This is a genomic window from Blastomonas fulva (assembly GCF_003431825.1).
Taxonomy (GTDB): Bacteria; Pseudomonadota; Alphaproteobacteria; order Sphingomonadales; family Sphingomonadaceae; genus Blastomonas; species Blastomonas fulva.
In genome coordinates this window covers 1892887-1911266 of record NZ_CP020083.1, presented here as the reverse complement: position 1 = coordinate 1911266, position 18380 = coordinate 1892887, and the positions used below count along the sequence as shown (strand labels likewise).

Below are 18380 nucleotides of genomic sequence, written 5' to 3'. Positions count from 1 at the left end.
CACCCACGGTCTTGCTGACCACCGCGACCACCCCATGGCATACTGGCGCATTGGAGGATTGCGTTGTAAGCTGAGCTTTTCATCGTCCTTGGAAGACAATGAGCATGAACCACGACCAAAAGGCGCACCTGCTCCATCAGATCGGCGCTACCCTCAAGGCGGACCGGCGGTTTTCACTTTTGGGAACGTTGTTCATCTGCTCGCTGGGCGACGGTTTCGTGAGCATGTCGCTGTTCTGGGATCGTGGCAATTACATCGCTCACGCCATCCCGGACTTTGATAAGTTCGAAGACGACATGATCGAACTGGGGGAACTGGACGCGCCTGACCAGCGCTGGCTCGAGATCCAGTATCTGCTCAAGGGCAAGCAATCCCACGTCAACGTCCTATATGAAGATGATTTTGGCGAAGAGCTTTTCGACCCGGCACGGCGGAGTGACTCTGCGCAACGCCATTTCGGCAACAAGCGCGTGGTCTATCCGACATGGCGGGACGGTCCCACTGCCGGGCTGTAAATCCCCACATCCCCATTGACCTCGCCCCGCCACCTCCTACCCTCTCTGCGCATAACGACAGGAGAGCCCGCCATGACCGCCCCCGCCGACCCCAACGAACTCAAGGGCGAAGACTGGGCAGGCGAGATGGGGGTGAAGTGGCTCACCCATATCGACCGGTTCGAGGGGATGATCGCGCCGATCGGTGACGCGCTGCTGGCGCGCGCAAGCATCGCGCCGGGGGAGCGGGTGATCGATCTGGGGTGTGGCGGGGGGTTGACCTCGCTGGCTGCAGCGCGGGACACGGGGCCGGAGGGTGCGGTGCTGGGGCTGGATATTTCGCCCGATCTGATCGACGAGGCCCGCCGCCGCGCTGCGGACCATCCCAATGTCAGCTTCGTCTGCGCCGATGCCGCCACTGTCGCGCTCGACGCGCCCTATAACCGGCTGATCTCACGCTTCGGATCGATGTTCTTCGCCGATCCTTACGCGGCCTTCACCAACCTGCACGGCCTGCTGAAACCCGGCGGGCGGATCGATCTGGCGATCTGGGCCGCGCCGCGCGACAATCCGTGGATGATGGAGCTGATGGGCGTCGCGCGCTCACATATCGACATCCCCTCGCCCGATCCGCGCGCGCCCGGGCCCTTCGCCTTTGCCGATCTCGATTATGTTCGCGACATCCTGGCGCACGCCGGGTTCTCCGCGCCCCAGGTGGAGGCGTATCAGGGCGAGCAGGCGATCGGTGGCCCCGGTGCCACGCCGGACGCAGCGGCAGACTTCGCGCTCGCCTCGATGGCGATCGGCCGTGCGCTCGCCGAAGCCGGCGACGACGTGCTCGCCCGCGCTCGCGCCGATCTCGTCACCCTGTTCGAAGAGCATTATGTGCCCGGCAAGGGCGTGATGATGGCCAACAAGGTCTGGCTGCTCAGCGCGACCGCCTGAGCCGCGCGGCCATCACGGTCTCACTCGCGCACGTTCGCCACGTTGTACTGGAACACCTCGTCCTGCGTCAGGCAGCGGCGGGTGGACTGATCGCCGCCGCCGCTCGCCACCGCCTTCTGCTTGTACATGATGTCGGTCAGCAACTTGCGCGAGACGCCCATGCGGATGAGAAAGTCGTTGTCCTCGCTGGCGAGCAACGCGCTTTCCTGCTCGATGTCGCCGATCAGCTCGACCGTGGTGTCGGTGCCCAAGGCGACAGATTGATCGATCGCGGCGCGGTCGTTGGTCATGGTGAACATGTGCACCATGAAGTTGCCGCCGGGCTCGACCACGCGCAGCTGACCGCCCATGAACACGAAGTTGCACGCCGAAAAACAGGTCCAGCCCGCCGGAATGCGCGTCACCAGCCCGGGGTTGCCACGGATCAGCCTGCCTGCGGCATTCCCTGCGCGCGCGTTGCCGCCGGGCGAACGCAGCCAGATCTCGGCAATGTCGGGATTGTCGCTCAGCGCCTTTTTGAGCCGGTCGGGCAATGTCTGGTCGATCGGCCCCTCGGCAAGCAGCACCTGCGCGCCGCCCTTCTTGACGACCTTGAGCGTCATGGTCTTGTTGGCCGACCAGTCGGGCGACCGGGGGCAGCTGGGATTGGCCGGGTCCATCTGTGCCGGGCTCTGCGCGCACAGCAGCGCCGCCGACAGTGCTAGCAGCAGGGATCGGCGGGCGGTCCGCATCCTGTCAGGCCTGCGCGATTTCATAGCGCGCTGCGCCCGGCTTCTTGCACATCTTCTTCGACACCGTGGTCTCCTCGCCCTCGACGATGATGACATCGTTGACATTCATGCAGGTCGATCCGTCCGCGAGCTGGGTCTTGCCCACCACGGTGGAGGTTCCCGACACGTCCTTGCGGGTCTCGCTGGTCCAGGTCGAGCTGCTCCCCACCTCCTCGCCGCGCGTCGCCTCCAACGTGGCATCGGCGGCCTTTTTCTGCTCCTCGGGCTCCAGCTTGCACGCGATGGCGTCGGTGAGCAGCCCGGCGACTTCCGGCACCGGCAGGAAATTGGCGATGCCGCCGATCCGCCCGGTGACGCTGCCCAGCATGCCGCCGATGACCGAACGGCCCACCGACTTGCCCGCGCTGTCGTCGCACCCGGTGGCGGTCTTGCCGCTGGCCCTGGGCTTGCTGCGCAACAGGCCGCCGAATTGCGCCGCCGCTGGCGCCGGCAGCGCCATGGCGATCATCGCCGCCAACGCTGCGGACCGCATCGTGATGTTCAAGACATTCGCACCCATCGCAAGCTTCTCCTGACAGGAACTGCTATCGACCCTGACGCATCGTACCGTAGCGTCCGTGACCGGTCAAACCATGACCCGGATCACAGCTGCACCGATGGCCCGAAAGTTGCCATGGGGGATAGGACATATCCGCCCTGGCGCGATCCAGCCCCCTGTATTTGCAGTTCATTAACCAAAATGACGGACAAGGGCGCATGTTCGTCCGGCTCCGACTTTGGCACAATTCGCTGTCGATCAGCGCGCGGACGGCGTGGAGCATGGCCGTCGGCCTGACGCTCGTCATCGCCGCGACTGCTGTGGTGGCCTTTGGGCAGGAGCAGAACACCGCCATCGATGAGTCTCTGGTGCGGCTGGATCAGCGCAACGCAAAAATCGTCGACGAGCTGGCCCAGCGCTTCGACCGCATCGCCCGCACCCAGGCCCGCGCCATCGATCTGTTCCGTGCCGAGCGTGCGACGCTGACGCCCGCACAGGCGCGGCGCGAGTTCGATGCGCTCTATCCGCTCGGCGCCGATGGCACCCGCCGCAGCACCGATGTGATGTTCGACGGTGGCCGCACCGCGATCGGCCATGTCGAGGGCATGGCGGCCTTTGTCCCCGGCGGCGTGGCCAACGATCTTGAGGCGGTGCGCGACATGGTCGCGGCAACCCATGCGGTTCGCGCGCTGGGCGAAGGCAGCCGGTTCGAGATCGAGAGCCTGTATTTCTTCACCCCGGCCAACGCCATGGTGATCTTCGCCCCCGACCGCCCTGATCGGCTGGAATATTACCGCAGGACCGCGCCTGCCAGCTTCGGTTTCCAGGACGCCGAGTTCGCGACCATTTCCACCCAGACGGCCAACCCGGCTCGATCCATGTTGTGCACCGGCCTGCAATCGCTGATATCGCTGCAGAACCGGCAGGTCTGGACGACCGGCTGCATGACCCCCGTCGATCGCGACGGGCGGCATATAGGCACCTTCGGCACCTCGATGCCGCTCGATCAGGTGGTGCCTGCCGGGCATTTTGCCGACAACAGCGACGACAACGTGATCCTGGTCTCGCGCGAAGGGCGACTGATCTATCACCCCGAATACACGCTGCAGCACAGCAGCAGGACCGGCCAGTATCTCGATATCACCACCAGCGACAAGCCCGAGCTGCGGGCGCTGTGGGCGCTGGTGCGCAAGCACGGCAAGTCCGGATTCACCGGCAAGGCGGACGATCTCGACGCCTATGTCTCGCTGCAGGCGATCCCGGGCGCGGGCTGGTATGCACTGACCGTCAAGCCCGAAAGGCTGATCCTGGCAGAGGCGCTGCGGCCCATTCCGCGGATCGCGGGGATGGCGGTGGTTGCCTTGTTCGTGTGCATTCTGGCGGTGACGCTGGCCTTGCGCAGCCTGGTCGGCAAGCCCCTGCGGCGGCTGACGCGCGATGCGCAGCGCATCACCCGCGAGCTGGCCAACGATGCGATCCTGGTGCTGCCCGATCGCGACAGGAGCAGCAACGAGGTCACCCGGCTGGTCCGCTGGTTCGAAACCATGGCAAGCGCCATCCGCCAGTCGCACAGCCTGCTGGAAGAGCGGGTGGCGGAGCGTACATCCGCGCTCAACCAGGCCAACGACAAGCTGCGCCTGCTGTCCGAGATCGATCCGCTGACCGGCATCGCCAACCGGCGCAAGATTCTGGCCGAGCTGGATGACCGGCTGATCCGCGTGCGCGCGGGCAGCGCGATGGCGGTGCTGGTGGTGGATGTCGACAACTTCAAGGCGATCAACGACCGCCATGGCCATGTTGCCGGCGACGATGCGTTGCGCGTGCTGGCGCAGCTGATGCAGTCGCTGCTGCGGCCGGGCGATGCGCTGGGCCGCATGGGCGGCGAGGAGTTCGTGATCATCCTCGATCGCGCGCGCCCGGTGATCGCCGATGCCATTGCCGAACGCATCCGCGCCGCGATCGCCCGCAACAGCTTCGAGGTGCATGGCAATCTGGCGCTCAGCATTACGGTCAGCATCGGGGTGGCCAACTGGCATCCGGGCGACACCGCGCGGGCGCTGTACGCTCGGGCCGATGGCGCGCTGTACCAGGCCAAGACCGCAGGCCGCAATTGCGCGATCACCAGCCGTCATGTGCCGGGGGCAGAGCGCAGCGCGGCGTGATGCGGGCGGTGCGCCGGGCCGGTTTTGCGGCCCTGCCTTGTTTGCCTGGCATGGCCTCGCGGCTCTGGCGAATATGCTGGATCTGTGTGGTGCGGGCGGGGGGACTCGAACCCCCACGGGCAAAGCCCGACGGATTTTAAGTCCGTTGCGTCTACCATTCCGCCACGCCCGCCAACCGCAGGCGTCTATAGGCCGAGAAGGTTTTAGCCGACAAGCTTAGAAAAACCCCGGACGGTGCCGGGCGGGTGTCTCAATCGGTATTGAGGCGCGCGCGCATTTCCTTGCCGGGCTTGAAATAGGGCACGCGCTTGCCGGGCACATCAACCGCCTCGCCGGTGCGCGGGTTGCGGCCCTTGCGCGGCTCGCGCGAGCGGGTCGAGAACGCGCCGAAACCGCGCAGTTCCACCCGGCCACCTTCGGCCAGCCGCTGAATGATGTTGTTGAAAAAGATATCCAGGATCTTTTCGATCTCGTCAGGACGAAGACCGGGGTTTTCCTCTGCCAGATGTTGTAGCAGTTCCGATCGTATCACGGGCCAATCTCCTGCAATTCAATATGCGACGGGACGCGCACCAAGGAAAATCGCCGCGTGCGGTTCCCCCCAACATTATCGAATTGACCAGCCCCCCGACAAGCCAAAGCGCCGGCTGACAAGCAGGCGCGTATGTGTGTGCCGAACACCGGTGAAGCGGAAATCCAGCACCGTAATGCTGTCAGAAATTGTTTGCCGTTTCAACGCCGTTCTTGCCCGACGGTGCTGGCAAGCGACAGATGGTGCACAAAAAAGGGCACCGGCGGTGTGCCGGTGCCCCTTTTTGAAACGGTGTCAGCCTTGAAGGCTGGCCGCCTGGCTGATCAATCTTCGCGCTGCTTGAGAGCCGCACCCAGAATGTCACCCAGCGACGCGCCCGAGTCGGACGAGCCATACTGCGCCACAGCCTGCTTTTCTTCAGCCAGCTGATGCGCCTTGACCGAGAAGGTCGGCTTGCGCGAACGATCGAAACCGGTGACCATCGCGTCGAGCTTCTGGCCAACCTGGAAGCGGTCGGGACGCTGTTCGTCACGGTCGCGGCCCAGATCGTTGCGCTTGATGAAGCCGGTGGCTCCATCTTCGCCAACCTGGACTTCCAGACCACCGTCGCGCACTTCGAGCACGGTGACGGTGACGACTTCGTTCTTGCGCAGGGTCGAGCTGTCCGATCCGCCAACGGCCGGAGCACCCTTTTCGAGCTGCTTCATGCCGAGCGAGATACGCTCCTTTTCGACATCCACGTCCAGGACGATCGCCTTGACCTGCTCACCCTTGAGGTGGAGGTTGAGCGCGTCTTCACCCGAAATGCCCCATGCGATATCCGACATGTGAACCATGCCGTCGACATCGCCATCCAGGCCGATGAACAGACCGAATTCGGTCGCGTTCTTGACTTCGCCTTCGACGACGCTGCCAACCGGGTGCTTGTCTGCGAAAGCGTCCCAGGGGTTCGACTGCGCCTGCTTGAGGCCCAGCGAGATACGGCGCTTTTCGGCGTCGACTTCCAGAACGATGACATCGACTTCCTGGCTGGTCGAAACGATCTTGCCGGGGTGGACGTTCTTCTTGGTCCAGGACATTTCCGAAACGTGGACCAGGCCTTCGATGCCGGGTTCCAGTTCGACGAATGCACCGTATTCGGTGATGTTGGTGACAGCACCGCTGAGCTTGGCACCGATGGGATACTTGACGCTGGCGCCTTCCCACGGATCGCTTTCGAGCTGCTTCATGCCCAGCGAGATACGCTGCGTTTCCGAATTGATGCGGATGATTTGCACCTTGACGGTCTCACCGATGGTGATCGCTTCGCTGGGGTGGTTGATGCGCTTGTAGCTGATGTCGGTGACATGCAGCAGGCCATCGATGCCGCCCAGATCGACGAACGCACCGTAATCGGTGATGTTCTTGACGATACCGTCGATGATCTGGCCTTCGGCCAGCGACTGGATGAGGCCGGTGCGCTGTTCTGCGCGGGTTTCTTCCAGAACGGCGCGACGCGAGACAACGATGTTGCCACGGCGACGGTCCATCTTGAGGATCTGGAACGGCTGCGGAATGTCCATCAGCGGGGTAACATCGCGCACGGGGCGGATGTCGACCTGGCTGCCGGGCAGGAAGGCCACGGCGCCGTCGAGATCAACGGTGAAGCCGCCCTTGACGCGACCGAAGATCACGCCTTCGACGCGCTTGCCTTCGCCAAATTCGCTTTCCAGCTTGTCCCATGCAGCTTCGCGGCGTGCGCGGTCGCGCGACAGCATCGCTTCGCCATCGGCATTTTCGATGCGGTCGACATAGACTTCGACTTCATCGCCAACCTTGAGGCCGTGGTCCTGGCCGGGCGCTGCGAATTCACGCAGGGCCACGCGGCCTTCCGACTTCAGGCCAACATCGATGACCGCCTTGTCGTTTTCGATCGCGGTAACCGTGCCCTTGACGACGCGGCCTTCAAAACCGCCATCGGCAGCTGCGCCGCCACCAAGCGATTCGTCGAGAAGTGCCGCAAAATCATCGCGGCTGGGAAATGCCGTAGAGGCCATAAATCCTGTATTCCTTAAACTGTTTTGTCCGGCCAGCCGGTTGTCTCCGGCGGTCTTGGCCTAACCTGCCCCCCGGGCCGAATGCACCGGAAAGCGCCCAAAAACCGTGTGTTCCGGCGGCGGCAGACAGATATGCGAAAAGCGCGAACGATCGCGCGGGCCGATATCGGCGCGGGCGATGTTCACGATGATCGAAACATCTAAGACTGGGGCGAATGTCCGCCCTGCGTCCTGCCGTTCACCAGCTCTATGGCTCTTTGAACGGCCTGCCCTATAGTCAAATCGCTGGTATCAAGCAAGAGCGCGTCACAGGCGGGCTTGAGCGGGGCGATCGACCGTCCGGAGTCCCTCGCATCGCGCGCGGCAAGGTCGGCGACGATCTCTTCCAGCGTCACATCTTCGCCCCGGCCCAGCATCTCGTTGCACCGCCTCCCGGCCCGCGCAGCGACGCTGGCGGTGACGAACAATTTGGCGTCCGCCTCGGGCGCGATCACCGTGCCGATATCGCGTCCGTCGAGCACCGCCCCTCCCGGCTGCCGCGCAAAGCTGCGCTGCCGCTCGAGCAATGCAGCGCGCACTGCAGGATGGCGCGAGGCGCGACTGGCAAGCCCGCCTGCGGTTTCAGAGCGCAGATGCGCGTCGGCGAGCAGCGCGTCATCGAACGCGCAGCCTGCCAGCGCCTCGTCCGGATTGTCGGGATCACCCCCCAGCCGCACCGCGTTCACCCCGACCGCGCGATAGAGCAGCCCGGTATCGAGATGCGGCAGTCCGAAATGCGCGGCGAGAGCCTTGGCGATCGTTCCCTTGCCGCTGGCGGTGGGTCCATCAACGGCGATGATCATGGCTGCTGCCCCTCCGGCGCCGCCTGCTGCTTGGCCAGATCAGCCTCGAACTGTGCTGCCATGCGCGTGTTGAAGCTTTGCAGTTCTTGTCCGTTCACGAACGCGCTTGCATCCCCGGCGATCTGCCGTTTGCGCTTGTCGTGCAAGTCAAAGAAATTGTCGTGATTGGCCAGAAAGATATCGGCCTTCATCGCCTTCACCTTGGCGAAGGTGCTGCGATACGCGGCAACCATGCCGGGATAGGCTTCGGGCACCAGCGACTGCCCTGCAACCGTGGCGCTGCAGTGCACGAACACGCTGCGTGTCGTGTTCGCATCGTTCACCGTGGTTGACCACGAGGTGCACCCCGGCGAGTGCCCCGGCGTCATGTGCGCGGTCAGCGTCGTGCCACCCAGCGTGATGGCCTCGCCATCGCCGATCACACGATCAACCCGCACCGGCGGAAAGCGCATGCCCTGGCTGGGTCCGTGATCGATCGCGCCTGCCTCCAGAAACGGCCTGTCGGCGGCACTGGCGAGCATCTGCGCGCCGCTCGCCCGCTGCAGCCCGGCAAGGCCGCCGGCGTGATCGATGTGTGCGTGGGTGTTGAGCAGGTACTTCACATCGCCGATGTCGAAGCCCAGCGTCTTGATGTTGGCGATGATCTGCGGGACCGATTGCGCCAGCACGCCATCGATCAGCACATGCCCCTCCGGCGTGGTGATCAGAAAGGCGCTGACCGTCTCGGTGCCGACATAATGCAGGTTGCCGGCAATGGTGAACGGATCGAACGGTTCATTCCAGCGGCCCCCCTTGGCAAAGCCTTCAATGGGCGCAGCCTGGGCTGCATCGATCTCGGCATCCTTGGCCAGGCGCGATGAGGACGCTTCGGGCTGCAGTGCCACACCCGCTGTAGCCACGACGGCGAGCATCGCTGTGATCAACATGCGCTTCATCCCTTGGTCCCCTCCCGGTCCACCCCTGCCCACCGATCCCTGATCGCCTTGATAAGGCCGACCAGCGCGATCCCGGCCCATGCGGTTTCGAGAATCGTCGCTGCCAGATTGAAATGCACCGACAGCGACGTCAGCAACAGGATCGCGCCTGCCAGATTGACGGCGTTGAACAGCAACTTGTCGATCTTCTCGACCTTGTTGGCATAAGCAAAGGCGCCGATGAACAGCACGCTGCCCATCACGCCGATGATATCGGCCACCAGCGGGCTCATGCCGCGCCCGTGCTGCGGTCGAGCAGGTTCAGAAAATCGGGGAAGCTGGTGGCGATCGGCGCAGTGTCATCCACGTTCACGCCTTGCTCGCTGGCCAGCCCCGCCACGGCAAAGCTCATCGCGATGCGGTGGTCGAGCAGGGTCGCCACCGGGCCGCCGCCGCGCAAGGATGCGCCGCCGCTGCCGGTGATCACAAGGCCATCCTCGCGCTCCTCGACATCCACGCCGATCGCCTCGAGCCCGCGTGCCATCGTCGCCAGCCGGTCCGATTCCTTGACCCGCAGCTCGTCGAGGCCACTGGTGACCGTGGTGCCGCTGGCCATGGCGGCGGCGATGAAGAACACCGGAAACTCGTCGACCATGCTGGGCACGATCGCAGGATCGACGGTGATCCCGCTGAGAGCGCTCGCCCGCACGCGCAGGTCGGCGACCGGCTCGCCGCCGACGGTGCGTGCGTTCAACCGCTCGATCTGGCCGCCCATCTGCTCGAGCACGGTGATGATCCCGGTGCGGGTGACGTTCATGCCGACATTCTCGATTGTCAGGTCCGACCCCGGCACGATCAATGCTGCGACGATGAAGAACGCGGCGGACGAGGGATCGCCCGGCACCTCGATGTCCTGCGCGGTCAGGTCGCATGGCCCGGTGACATGGATATGGCGCACGCCATCGGCATCGGTCTCCACGGTCAGGTCTGCGCCGAACCCCTTGAGCATCTTTTCGCTGTGATCGCGCGTCGCCACCGGCTCGATCACCGTCGTGGTGCCCGGCGTGTTGAGCGCGGCGAGCAGGATCGCGGACTTCACCTGTGCCGAGGCGACCGGCAGCCGGTAGCTGATCGGCACCGCAGGGCTGATCCCGCGCACCATCAGCGGCAGCGTGCCGCCGGGGCTCGCGTTGAATTCCGCCCCCATCTCGCCCAGCGGATCGGTGACCCGCGCCATCGGACGGCGGCTCAACGATGCATCGCCGGTGAACATCGCGGTGATCGGGTGGCTCGCGACCAGCCCCATCAGCAGCCGCGTCGAGGTGCCACTGTTGCCCATGTCGAGCGCCTGGGCCGGTTGCATCAACCCGCCCACGCCCACGCCGTGCACCGTCCAGATGCCATCTGCGCCGCGCTCGATCTGCGCGCCCATCGCGCGCATTGCGGCCGCCGTGGCAAGTACGTCCTCTCCCTCGAGCAGCCCCGAGATCCGGCTCTGGCCGACGCACAGCGCAGACAGCATCAGCGCGCGATGGGAGATCGACTTGTCGCCGGGCACGCGAATGGTGCCGGTGAGCGGCCCGGATCGCGCGAAACGGCGCGGGACCGGTGCCTGGTCTGCTGAATGGGCCATGGGATGAAACAAATTCCGGTTGGGCATGGGGCTGCCAGAGGTGAATTGCGACGCAGCTTTTGACAGCGGCATAAAGCTATGGCAAGGCGCACGCCGATTTTCCTGTTGCGGCGCACCCGCGCTGCGGGCTGGAAATATGCAACCTTCTCCTTACATCTATGATGTTATTGAACCTGAGGCATTATTCATGATCAAGCCTGAATGGGGCGCCAAGCACAGCTGCCCGAAATGCGGCACCCGCTTTTATGACCTTGGCAAGGACGACCCTGTATCCTGCATCAACTGCGGAAACAGCTGGACCCCCGAGCCCGTGCTCAAGTCCAAGCAGCCGCTGCCCTTCGAGGAAGAAAAGAAGAAGGTCATCGAGAAGGAGGACGTGGATCTTGCCGATGAGGATCTGGACATCGACGAGGACGGCGATTCGCCGGACAACGATGTCGACCTGGGCGGCGATGACGACCTGGGCGTCGCAGCAGCCGACGACAAGGACGAAGAAAGCTGAGGTTTCCGGTTCGCGAACTTTAGGTGGCGGGGGCAGCGTTTTGCCCCTTGCCACCACCGGACGGCTCGACTAAAGGGCTGTCCTTCTCAGCGCCGGAGTGACTTTTCCCCGGCGCATATGGGGCCTTAGCTCAGCTGGGAGAGCGCTACACTGGCAGTGTAGAGGTCAGCGGTTCGATCCCGCTAGGCTCCACCATTCAACTAGAAAAAGTGACGCAAACGCGCATTTTTTTGTATCCCAGCCAACTCAGTCCCACATTTTCGTCCCTCTTTCGCTGCGCTCCCGCGAGATGCAATGCGAGACCGGATGTGTTTTGACGATCTGCCGACGGGTTGCCACCAGCTACGCAGGGCCGTTTCACCATGTTGGTGTCCGAAAGCTCGGGGATCGACTGTCATATTTCGACCCAAATGACGCCGTTCACTCGCGGTACTGAGAGTATCAGCTTACGCCGATACACGTCATTCCGGGCTCATTGGGGACTTGGGACAGCGCCAGCCTAAAAAGTAGTCGCTATCCGTCTCCGACGAACGCTGACAAACCGATTTTTCGCGAGCATTAATCGCCCTGTTGAAAGCTGACGTACATTCGGCGGCTGCAGATATTCGATCAATGCTGTAGATCAACCGCATGGTCCGTTTTTTTGGAATCCCGTTCAGCCTTCCTGAGAAAGTGCGAAAGGCGCTCGTGCGGCGACGTCTGTTCTTCAGCCACCGAGCCGCGATGACAGTCTATTGGCTTTCCGCTCGCTGGCAACAGCACGCCAGCAAGATCGAGTCAATCGTTTGGGCTTTAGCGGTGGTACTCAGCCTATTGGTTTGGAGGCCCTTGCAGACATGGCTGGGCGACCTGCCTGATCCAGCGGGAGCAGTCGCCCTGCGCGGCCTCGTAAGCACCATCGGCGCCGCGATGATCGGGGCTACCGCTATCGCCGCCTCATTTATCCTGTTCGCGTTGCAAGTGAATGTGGAGAGGTTACCCCACGGTCTGTTTCGACACTTCAGTTCTGACAGAAAGTTGATCGCATCCGTTGCCGCATCTTTGCTTCTCGCGATCGCGGGGACGGCATTGTCGCTGGTCGCTGATGCGGGCCATCTAGCAACCATCGTCCTGGTCGGAATTTTGGCGCTTCTATTGAACTTACGCCTTTTATACTTCGCCTACCGGCGATCTCTGCTGCTCATCGACCCGATCCAGCAGTTGGAACTGATCTATTCGCGCATGGCGCGGGATCTTCACCGAACGAGTCGTCGCCTTGATACGATGTCAACGCTCGTTGAGCTCAAACAAGATCCTCCGGCACGCCGCATCGAAAGCAAATTCGACACGCGCCGTGCCACCGTCCTACAAGCGAATCCGAATTGGACAGTCGGTGTCAAAACCACTGTCGGCCAGGCGGCTGCCTATGCGCGACGTGCGGGAGAACATGGCGACCTGGAGGTGTCGGCGGCGGCACTGTCTATGATCATCAATCTCAATGCCGCCTACGTGCAGATCAAAGGCCGGACCTTCTTTTCCAACCAGCTCCTGATCGACAACCCGCTAGTGGCTGACGGCGTGTTCAGCGAAACGCTGGAAAATCTGAGACGGCTTAGTGCGGTCGCGCTGACGCGGCGCGATGAACTTCAGTTGGAGCAAATTTTCAACACGATGGCCGCTTTGGTGAATGTTCTTTGCCAGATCGGATACGCCAACGATCACGACAGCAAATTCCACGCTCTGTTGGCGGCGGGCTACCTCGAGAGCGCTATCGAGGCGGTCTTGCCGTCCGGGCTCACCGATACGGTGATGCGCGGATTGCAAGCGATGGGCCGCAGCAGCAGTTATTTTGTTCAGGCATCAGCCTCGCAGGAGACTGTGTCTCTCATCAAGAAAATTGCTGCGATCGGATGCTTCGGGGCGATCAAGCCGGACCAGAAACCAATCACTCTGGTGGCGATGGAGGAATTGCGTGACCTTACGCTGAAGATGCTTCGCAGTGAGGAACACGATCCCGGATTTGCCCTCCGCCAGCTACGAGAGTCGGTGTCGTCTGTTGCACAAACATTCCTGCGAATGCCCGATGCCATACTCGGCGGACACGCAACCTACCTCGCCCCCTACTACTCGGTGACGACTCATACCAGCTTGTGCAGCACGTTGACCCAACTGGGTAACGCGCTAGCACAGAGGGAGGCAGGTGACGCTCTGGCCTCCCGAGTCATCGACCACCTTGAGATATGGGCGGATGGTCTCTCCGGTTCGCAGAAGGACCTTCTCCTCCTTTCGGTAGAGAAAAGGTCGCCGTTCTTTTTCGACATCGCCCATTGGATCGCCCAAGTCAGCGAGGTGCTGCTGTTCGTTGCTGCGGCACCCGCCGCCCGCGAGCATGCGCGCGGCGAGTTGCGAAAGCATGCGCGTTGGCTGGCAAGCACTCTGTCGTGGATTCCGGCCGATGTGGAATCTGTCAAGTTTGTCGAGGGATGGTCGCACCGAGGCAACATGACTGATCTGGCTCTTCGGTGTCGCAGACTTGGTGAGGAAGAGACCTACCAGGCGGTCGAACGTATCATGTTCAATTGGGCGCTTGAGGCCGGGAAACATCATACCGGGTGGGACACACTGGGTCAGTGGCTCCTCGCGCTCGCCGGGTTGGCCTTAACGTCGGGCGACGGCAAGGATGCGACGATGTTGAAGGGTCGGCTTTCGACGAAACTTACGCTTGCAGACGCACCCAGTCAGAAAATGCGGGACCGAGCCGCTCGCTGTTTGCGCGAGGCTGCAAATGAGGTTAGTCAACGGGAGTTTGAGATTGACCGGGTCAAGCAATTGCTTAGCAGCGGAGATAACGCGGCAACCCGCCTGCTCTTAACTGAAATGGCCAATATCCTGTCGCCCGGAACAAAGGACGAGCCCGCGGGGTCAATCTTTTGATTGCAGTCGCGAGCAGCATGGTCGCGATTTCGGTGGAGGGAACCAACGGGCAATATCATCAACATCTGCGGTTAGGAGTGCGCTGAAGGCTTATGTACGCGCATTCTCGCTGTGCTTAAACGCAGAAGTCTAAGGCAACACGCCTCCATTGTTACTAACAACCCCCGGCTGCAGATCCCTAGCGGGAACGGCGGCTTGCAGTGGAGTTGCGATGCATTCCGAACAGTCGCCATCGTCCGCAAACCTCAACATAGGAGTGAGGGCCTGCGCAGCCTGGCGAACGGCCGGTTTTGGCGTAGCCGCACGGTCACAGTCGCAGCGCTGTACGGCCGGGTTGTCCCAAACCTAGTCCTTGGGGTCGGTTGCCGGACGGTTATCCGCATTGAACATCGGAAAATTCTCGATGCATTGGGGCCGCCGATCAATCCGTGGCACTGACCTCGATCGAGCAACCGACGCTTTTCAGCCTCTGCTCTGCCGCACGGCTAGCGCATTTCGCGATCGCGTGGCTGTTGGCGTCCGACATTCGCGCCGCAGCCTGGATAGCCTTCCAGCGCTCCGGATCGTTCATCGAGAGCAGCCTCTCCCCCGCCTCCCAGCCGCGACGGCGCAATGCAGATTCGGCCCGCTTCTCAGGCCACTGCCAGGCTTCTGGCACGATCCAATCGATCGCTGGCGGGATGATGCTTTCGCCAGCCCAGCCCAATATCAAAGCCAGGCCAGCAGCCCATGCAAGCCATTGGTTCTGCTGCCGCACCGTTCGCGCCGAACCCGTCATCTTGGCGAGCGCGCTGACCACATTCTGAAGATTGTTCTGAGCAGCCGCCATGGCCACATCGGCCTCCTTGCGAGTCCGCAGCCCCGCCGCCTCAATCTGGCGACCAATCATCTCGGGAGTCAGCACCAGCGCGGGCTTCTGCGCCAACGCATCGATCGTCTTACGCAGGTCTTCGCAGCTCTGATGGATCAAGGCGAGGTCTTCGCTGTAATCGCGCCCAAGCAGATCCTGCTGCCGCTCAGCAAACCCATCGACCGCAGCCGTGACGCCCGCGAGCCGACGAGCTACAGCGTCCAGCGCCAACTCGAGCGGGATTTCTTCGGGGGAAGGATCAAGAAGAGAATCGTCCATCCCGCATGGTTACATCCCGATGCCGAGGCCACGCGAGAGACCGAGCGATTTCTGGAGGTCCTGAGACAGCGGTTTCGTGCTCATGGCGTCCAGCCCCAGCTGTGGGCGTCGAGCCGCCAGCACCGACTCAAGCTGAGGATCGCGCTCAAGCCCTTTGGCCATGTCGACAAGCGAGGCCCGGACCTTGTCAGAAGCCGACGTGCTGCCGCTCTTGCGAAGTGCCCGGTATTGCTCAGACTGCCGCTGCCACTGATCGACAAACCCATCGGCCCGCCGCTCATTGGCAGCCGCAATGCGCTGCGCCTCGATGCGCAACCGCGCCTGCTGCTCCATCGCCTGGATCGCGCGATCGGTACGGCCCTTCACCGCTTCGCCGATCAGGCTCAGATCGCGGTTCACGGCCTTGCGCAAATCGCCAAAACTGTCCGGCCTCAGCGCATTAAGTTCAGAACCGGCTTTGTTCAGCGCGGTCCGGTGCGATGCCAGCGGCTGAAGCCCCTTGTCGCGCATGGCGACAATGTCCTGCGCGACACGCGCGAAACGCTGCACGGCCCTGTCGAATGCTTGTTTGTCGTTTGCCTGTTGCGGCAATACGACTTTCATCCTTGCCTGCGCGGTCGGTTCGCGCTGTGTCGCCGTGGGTGCGCCCTTGAGCAGATCGGCCAGATGGCCACTGCGGCTGACCTTCAAACCAGCGCGAGCCTCAAGCTGCTGTCCGGAGACCTCAGCGGTCTTCTCCGGCTCCCGCGCGTAATCGCTGGCCATGTCCTTGCCCCGCTCGCGGCTGAGTGTCCGGACCAGCGCCTTGCGATCAGCAAAGTCGTCCTTCCCATAATGCAGATCCACCTGAGTGCGGTGGCGCGACAAAGCGACATAAGCCCCATGGCTGTCCATGCCAGGCGTCGCCAGCAGCTTGACCTGGTCAACCGTCATGCCCTGAGCCTTGTGGATCGTGGCAGCATAGCCATGATCGAGATGCGCATAGTCCTTGAGGTCGAACGCCACGGCTTTTCCATCGTCAAGCTTCACCGACATTCGCAAAGCGCTGACGCTGTCGACGGTGCCGAGCGATCCGTTCTTCACGCCCAGCGAGCGTTCGTTCTTCAGGAACATGACCCGGTCTCCATCGGCAAACTGCCGCGCACCGCGCTCGACCTTCAGCGCAACGTCCTCGCCAAGGTCACCGCTGGCGCGAACCTTCTCGCGCACAGCCTCGTTGAGCGCCCGGACCTCGTCATTGGTATGCGTGAGGATGATCCGGCTGGTATCCGGCTTTGCCTGCCTGTCGCGATCCCAGGCATCGACAAGGTCGGCCCTTGCAGCCTGGCGCGTCTCGGCGATATGGACATGTCCTGCTTCCTCATACCGGCCAAGCGCCACACCGGTCCTGCCCGTGGCAAGCTCGCGCGTCGCCTCGCGCTGCCAGTCGATATGCTGCCGCCGGATCGACGCGATCTCGACAGCGCCATGCCGCTCGGCAGCAGCCCGGAACGCAGAGCCTGCCTCGATCGCCTGCAGCTGCTGCGGATCGCCGACCATGACAACTTTCGCGCCATGCTGCTGTGCATGCGATACGACGCGCTCCATCTGCCGGGTGCCGAGCATCCCAGCCTCGTCAATGACGAGGATATGCTTGCTGGTGAGCTGCTCCCTGCCCTGCCCCCATTGGTGCTCCAGACTGGCAAGCGTGCGCGACGGGATGCGCGAGCCATGCTCCAGGCCTTCGGCTGCAATGCCAGAGAGTGCTGCACCCTGCACCGTATAGCCAGCACGCTCCCATGCCTCGCGCGCCACACCCAGCATCGCGCTTTTCCCCGTTCCGGCATATCCGATGACATTGCTGACGCCCTTTGCCGATGTGACATGCTCCAGCGCGCCGCGCTGCTCGGCGGACAGGTCCATTCCGCGAGAAGCTGCATTGGCCAGTGCCAGCTCGCGATAGCGATCAGGAACAGTATGGCTGCGCCGTGCTTCGAGCCGGATCGTCGCACGCTCAAGCCGCTGCTCGGTCTCCAGCATATCGCGCGACGTGAACCGGTCGTTGCCCTTGCCGTCCTTGCCAAGGGCAATGAGCTCGGGCGCGTTCTTCACCGCCGACATCACTGCATCGAACTGCTCCTTGTCGGCGCTGTGCCGGTGGGCAAACATCGCAACGTCGCGCGTGGTGAACGTCGCCTGCTGATGTGTGATTGCGTTCAATGCGATGTTTGGATCGGCGATAATCTTCTCGCCGTTCGATCGGGCAATGTCGGCATGCTCTGCCAGCCGCTCGGGCGAAAGCCCTTCACCCGCCATGCGTGAGGCTGCTGCGCCGATTTTGGACTGAGGCTCCAGGTCGATGCCCTGCGCTGCCAGCGAGCGATGATCGATCCGCGCATCGATATCCAGCTCAGCCATGCGCTGGTTGGCATGGGTGGCCCAAGCTTCGCGCCAATGGGTCAGCAGCTCGGTGCGGTTCCAGTCACGCACCTTTGCGCCGAACGTCGCGCTGCCGTCTTCGCCGACAACGATCTCGCGCATTGTCAGCATGACATGCGCGTGCGGCTTTGCCTCGCCATCTGCGCCAATATCCCAATGGATATTGAGATCGGCGATCATGCCCCGATCGACGAACTCTGCTCTGACAAAATCGCGCGCCAGCTCGATCGCCTGCGCCTGCGTCATCTCGCGGGGCAGAGCAAACTCGATCTCGCGGGCCAGTTGGGCGTCCTTGCGAACCTCCGCAGCCTCAACGTCATTCCAGAGCTTTTCCCTGTCGGACCAGTCCTCATTGGCCCCTTCGGGCAGCATGACCTCGCTATGAACGACACCGGCCTTGTTGGTGAAGTCGTGCGTCCGCCCGAGCCGGTCATCGTGCAGCTTCTCGCCTGCGCGATAGGCCGCAGCCGCGAGCGCAGACGAGCCTGCAGCGCGGGAGATGGCTTTGGCCGAGAAGTGATAGATCGCCATGGCGACCATCCATTTACGCCAAACAAGCTACGTCGGCACGACGTATAAGCGCGCCCTCCC

15 protein-coding genes and 2 tRNA genes are annotated in these 18380 nt (G+C 62.9%); 6 read left to right on the top strand and 11 right to left on the bottom strand.

Annotated elements, in window-relative coordinates:
- The first annotated feature begins 104 nt into the window (after positions 1-104).
- Positions 105-515 (top strand): hypothetical protein, encoded by a 411-nt coding sequence (locus tag B5J99_RS08870; RefSeq protein ID WP_162892526.1) that lies wholly within the window; start codon positions 105-107, stop codon positions 513-515.
- A gap of 72 nt (positions 516-587) precedes the next feature.
- The gene (locus tag B5J99_RS08865) at positions 588-1439 is read left to right on the top strand and encodes a class I SAM-dependent methyltransferase (RefSeq protein ID WP_117352209.1); all 852 of its coding nucleotides are present in this window, start codon (positions 588-590) and stop codon (positions 1437-1439) included.
- Positions 1440-1459: 20 nt separating this feature from the next.
- Here the strand turns inward: B5J99_RS08865 and B5J99_RS08860 are convergent, their stop codons facing one another.
- Positions 1460-2170 carry a COG3904 family protein gene (locus B5J99_RS08860; RefSeq protein ID WP_231683657.1) on the bottom strand — a complete coding sequence of 237 codons (711 nt, stop codon included), beginning with the start codon at positions 2168-2170 and terminating at the stop codon, positions 1460-1462.
- 4 nt (positions 2171-2174) lie between these two features.
- Positions 2175-2729, bottom strand: a complete 555-nt coding sequence (locus B5J99_RS08855) for a hypothetical protein (protein WP_245991830.1) — start codon at positions 2727-2729, stop codon at positions 2175-2177.
- Between the two features lie 197 nt (positions 2730-2926).
- Here B5J99_RS08855 and B5J99_RS08850 point away from each other — a divergent pair, with 197 nt between their 5' ends.
- Positions 2927-4870 (top strand): sensor domain-containing diguanylate cyclase, encoded by a 1944-nt coding sequence (locus B5J99_RS08850; RefSeq protein ID WP_117352208.1) that lies wholly within the window; start codon positions 2927-2929, stop codon positions 4868-4870.
- 87 nt (positions 4871-4957) lie between these two features.
- Here B5J99_RS08850 and B5J99_RS08845 read toward each other — a convergent pair.
- From B5J99_RS08845 to aroA, 7 genes are all read right to left on the bottom strand, one after another.
- Positions 4958-5042, bottom strand: a tRNA-Leu gene (locus B5J99_RS08845).
- Positions 5043-5120: 78 nt separating this feature from the next.
- The gene (locus tag B5J99_RS08840) at positions 5121-5402 is read right to left on the bottom strand and encodes an integration host factor subunit beta (protein ID WP_054133520.1); all 282 of its coding nucleotides are present in this window, start codon (positions 5400-5402) and stop codon (positions 5121-5123) included.
- A 323-nt stretch (positions 5403-5725) separates the two neighbouring features.
- Complete coding sequence (gene rpsA, locus B5J99_RS08835; protein WP_054133521.1) at positions 5726-7438, bottom strand: 30S ribosomal protein S1; 1713 nt, start codon at positions 7436-7438, stop codon at positions 5726-5728.
- 200 nt (positions 7439-7638) lie between these two features.
- Positions 7639-8280: a (d)CMP kinase gene (locus B5J99_RS08830; RefSeq protein ID WP_054133522.1), complete on the bottom strand. Its 642-nt coding sequence runs from the start codon at positions 8278-8280 to the stop codon at positions 7639-7641.
- Positions 8277-9215, bottom strand: coding sequence for a subclass B3 metallo-beta-lactamase (gene bla / locus B5J99_RS08825; protein ID WP_162892524.1), 939 nt, complete (start codon positions 9213-9215; stop codon positions 8277-8279). Before bla ends, B5J99_RS08830 begins: the two co-directional genes overlap by 4 nt.
- Positions 9212-9487 (bottom strand): CBU_0592 family membrane protein, encoded by a 276-nt coding sequence (locus tag B5J99_RS08820; RefSeq protein ID WP_117352206.1) that lies wholly within the window; start codon positions 9485-9487, stop codon positions 9212-9214. Before B5J99_RS08820 ends, bla begins: the two co-directional genes overlap by 4 nt.
- Complete coding sequence (gene aroA / locus B5J99_RS08815; protein WP_117353424.1) at positions 9484-10827, bottom strand: 3-phosphoshikimate 1-carboxyvinyltransferase; 1344 nt, start codon at positions 10825-10827, stop codon at positions 9484-9486. Before aroA ends, B5J99_RS08820 begins: the two co-directional genes overlap by 4 nt.
- 187 nt (positions 10828-11014) lie before the next feature.
- On the opposite strand from aroA, the gene B5J99_RS08810 reads away from it, so the two are divergent.
- The 3 genes from B5J99_RS08810 to B5J99_RS08800 all read left to right on the top strand — a co-directional run bounded on the left by B5J99_RS08810 (position 11015) and on the right by B5J99_RS08800 (position 14242).
- Positions 11015-11329 carry an FYDLN acid domain-containing protein gene (locus B5J99_RS08810; RefSeq protein WP_054133526.1) on the top strand — a complete coding sequence of 105 codons (315 nt, stop codon included), beginning with the start codon at positions 11015-11017 and terminating at the stop codon, positions 11327-11329.
- Between the two features lie 119 nt (positions 11330-11448).
- A tRNA-Ala gene (locus B5J99_RS08805) sits at positions 11449-11524 on the top strand.
- 435 nt (positions 11525-11959) lie between these two features.
- Complete coding sequence (locus B5J99_RS08800) at positions 11960-14242, top strand: hypothetical protein (RefSeq protein ID WP_117352205.1); 2283 nt, start codon at positions 11960-11962, stop codon at positions 14240-14242.
- Between the two features lie 421 nt (positions 14243-14663).
- Here the strand turns inward: B5J99_RS08800 and B5J99_RS08795 are convergent, their stop codons facing one another.
- Both B5J99_RS08795 and traA read right to left on the bottom strand, forming a co-directional pair.
- Complete coding sequence (locus B5J99_RS08795) at positions 14664-15371, bottom strand: DUF6118 family protein (protein WP_117352204.1); 708 nt, start codon at positions 15369-15371, stop codon at positions 14664-14666.
- A gap of 9 nt (positions 15372-15380) precedes the next feature.
- Positions 15381-18320 carry a Ti-type conjugative transfer relaxase TraA gene (gene traA, locus B5J99_RS08790; RefSeq protein ID WP_117353423.1) on the bottom strand — a complete coding sequence of 980 codons (2940 nt, stop codon included), beginning with the start codon at positions 18318-18320 and terminating at the stop codon, positions 15381-15383.
- Between the last annotated feature and the right edge of the window lie 60 nt (positions 18321-18380).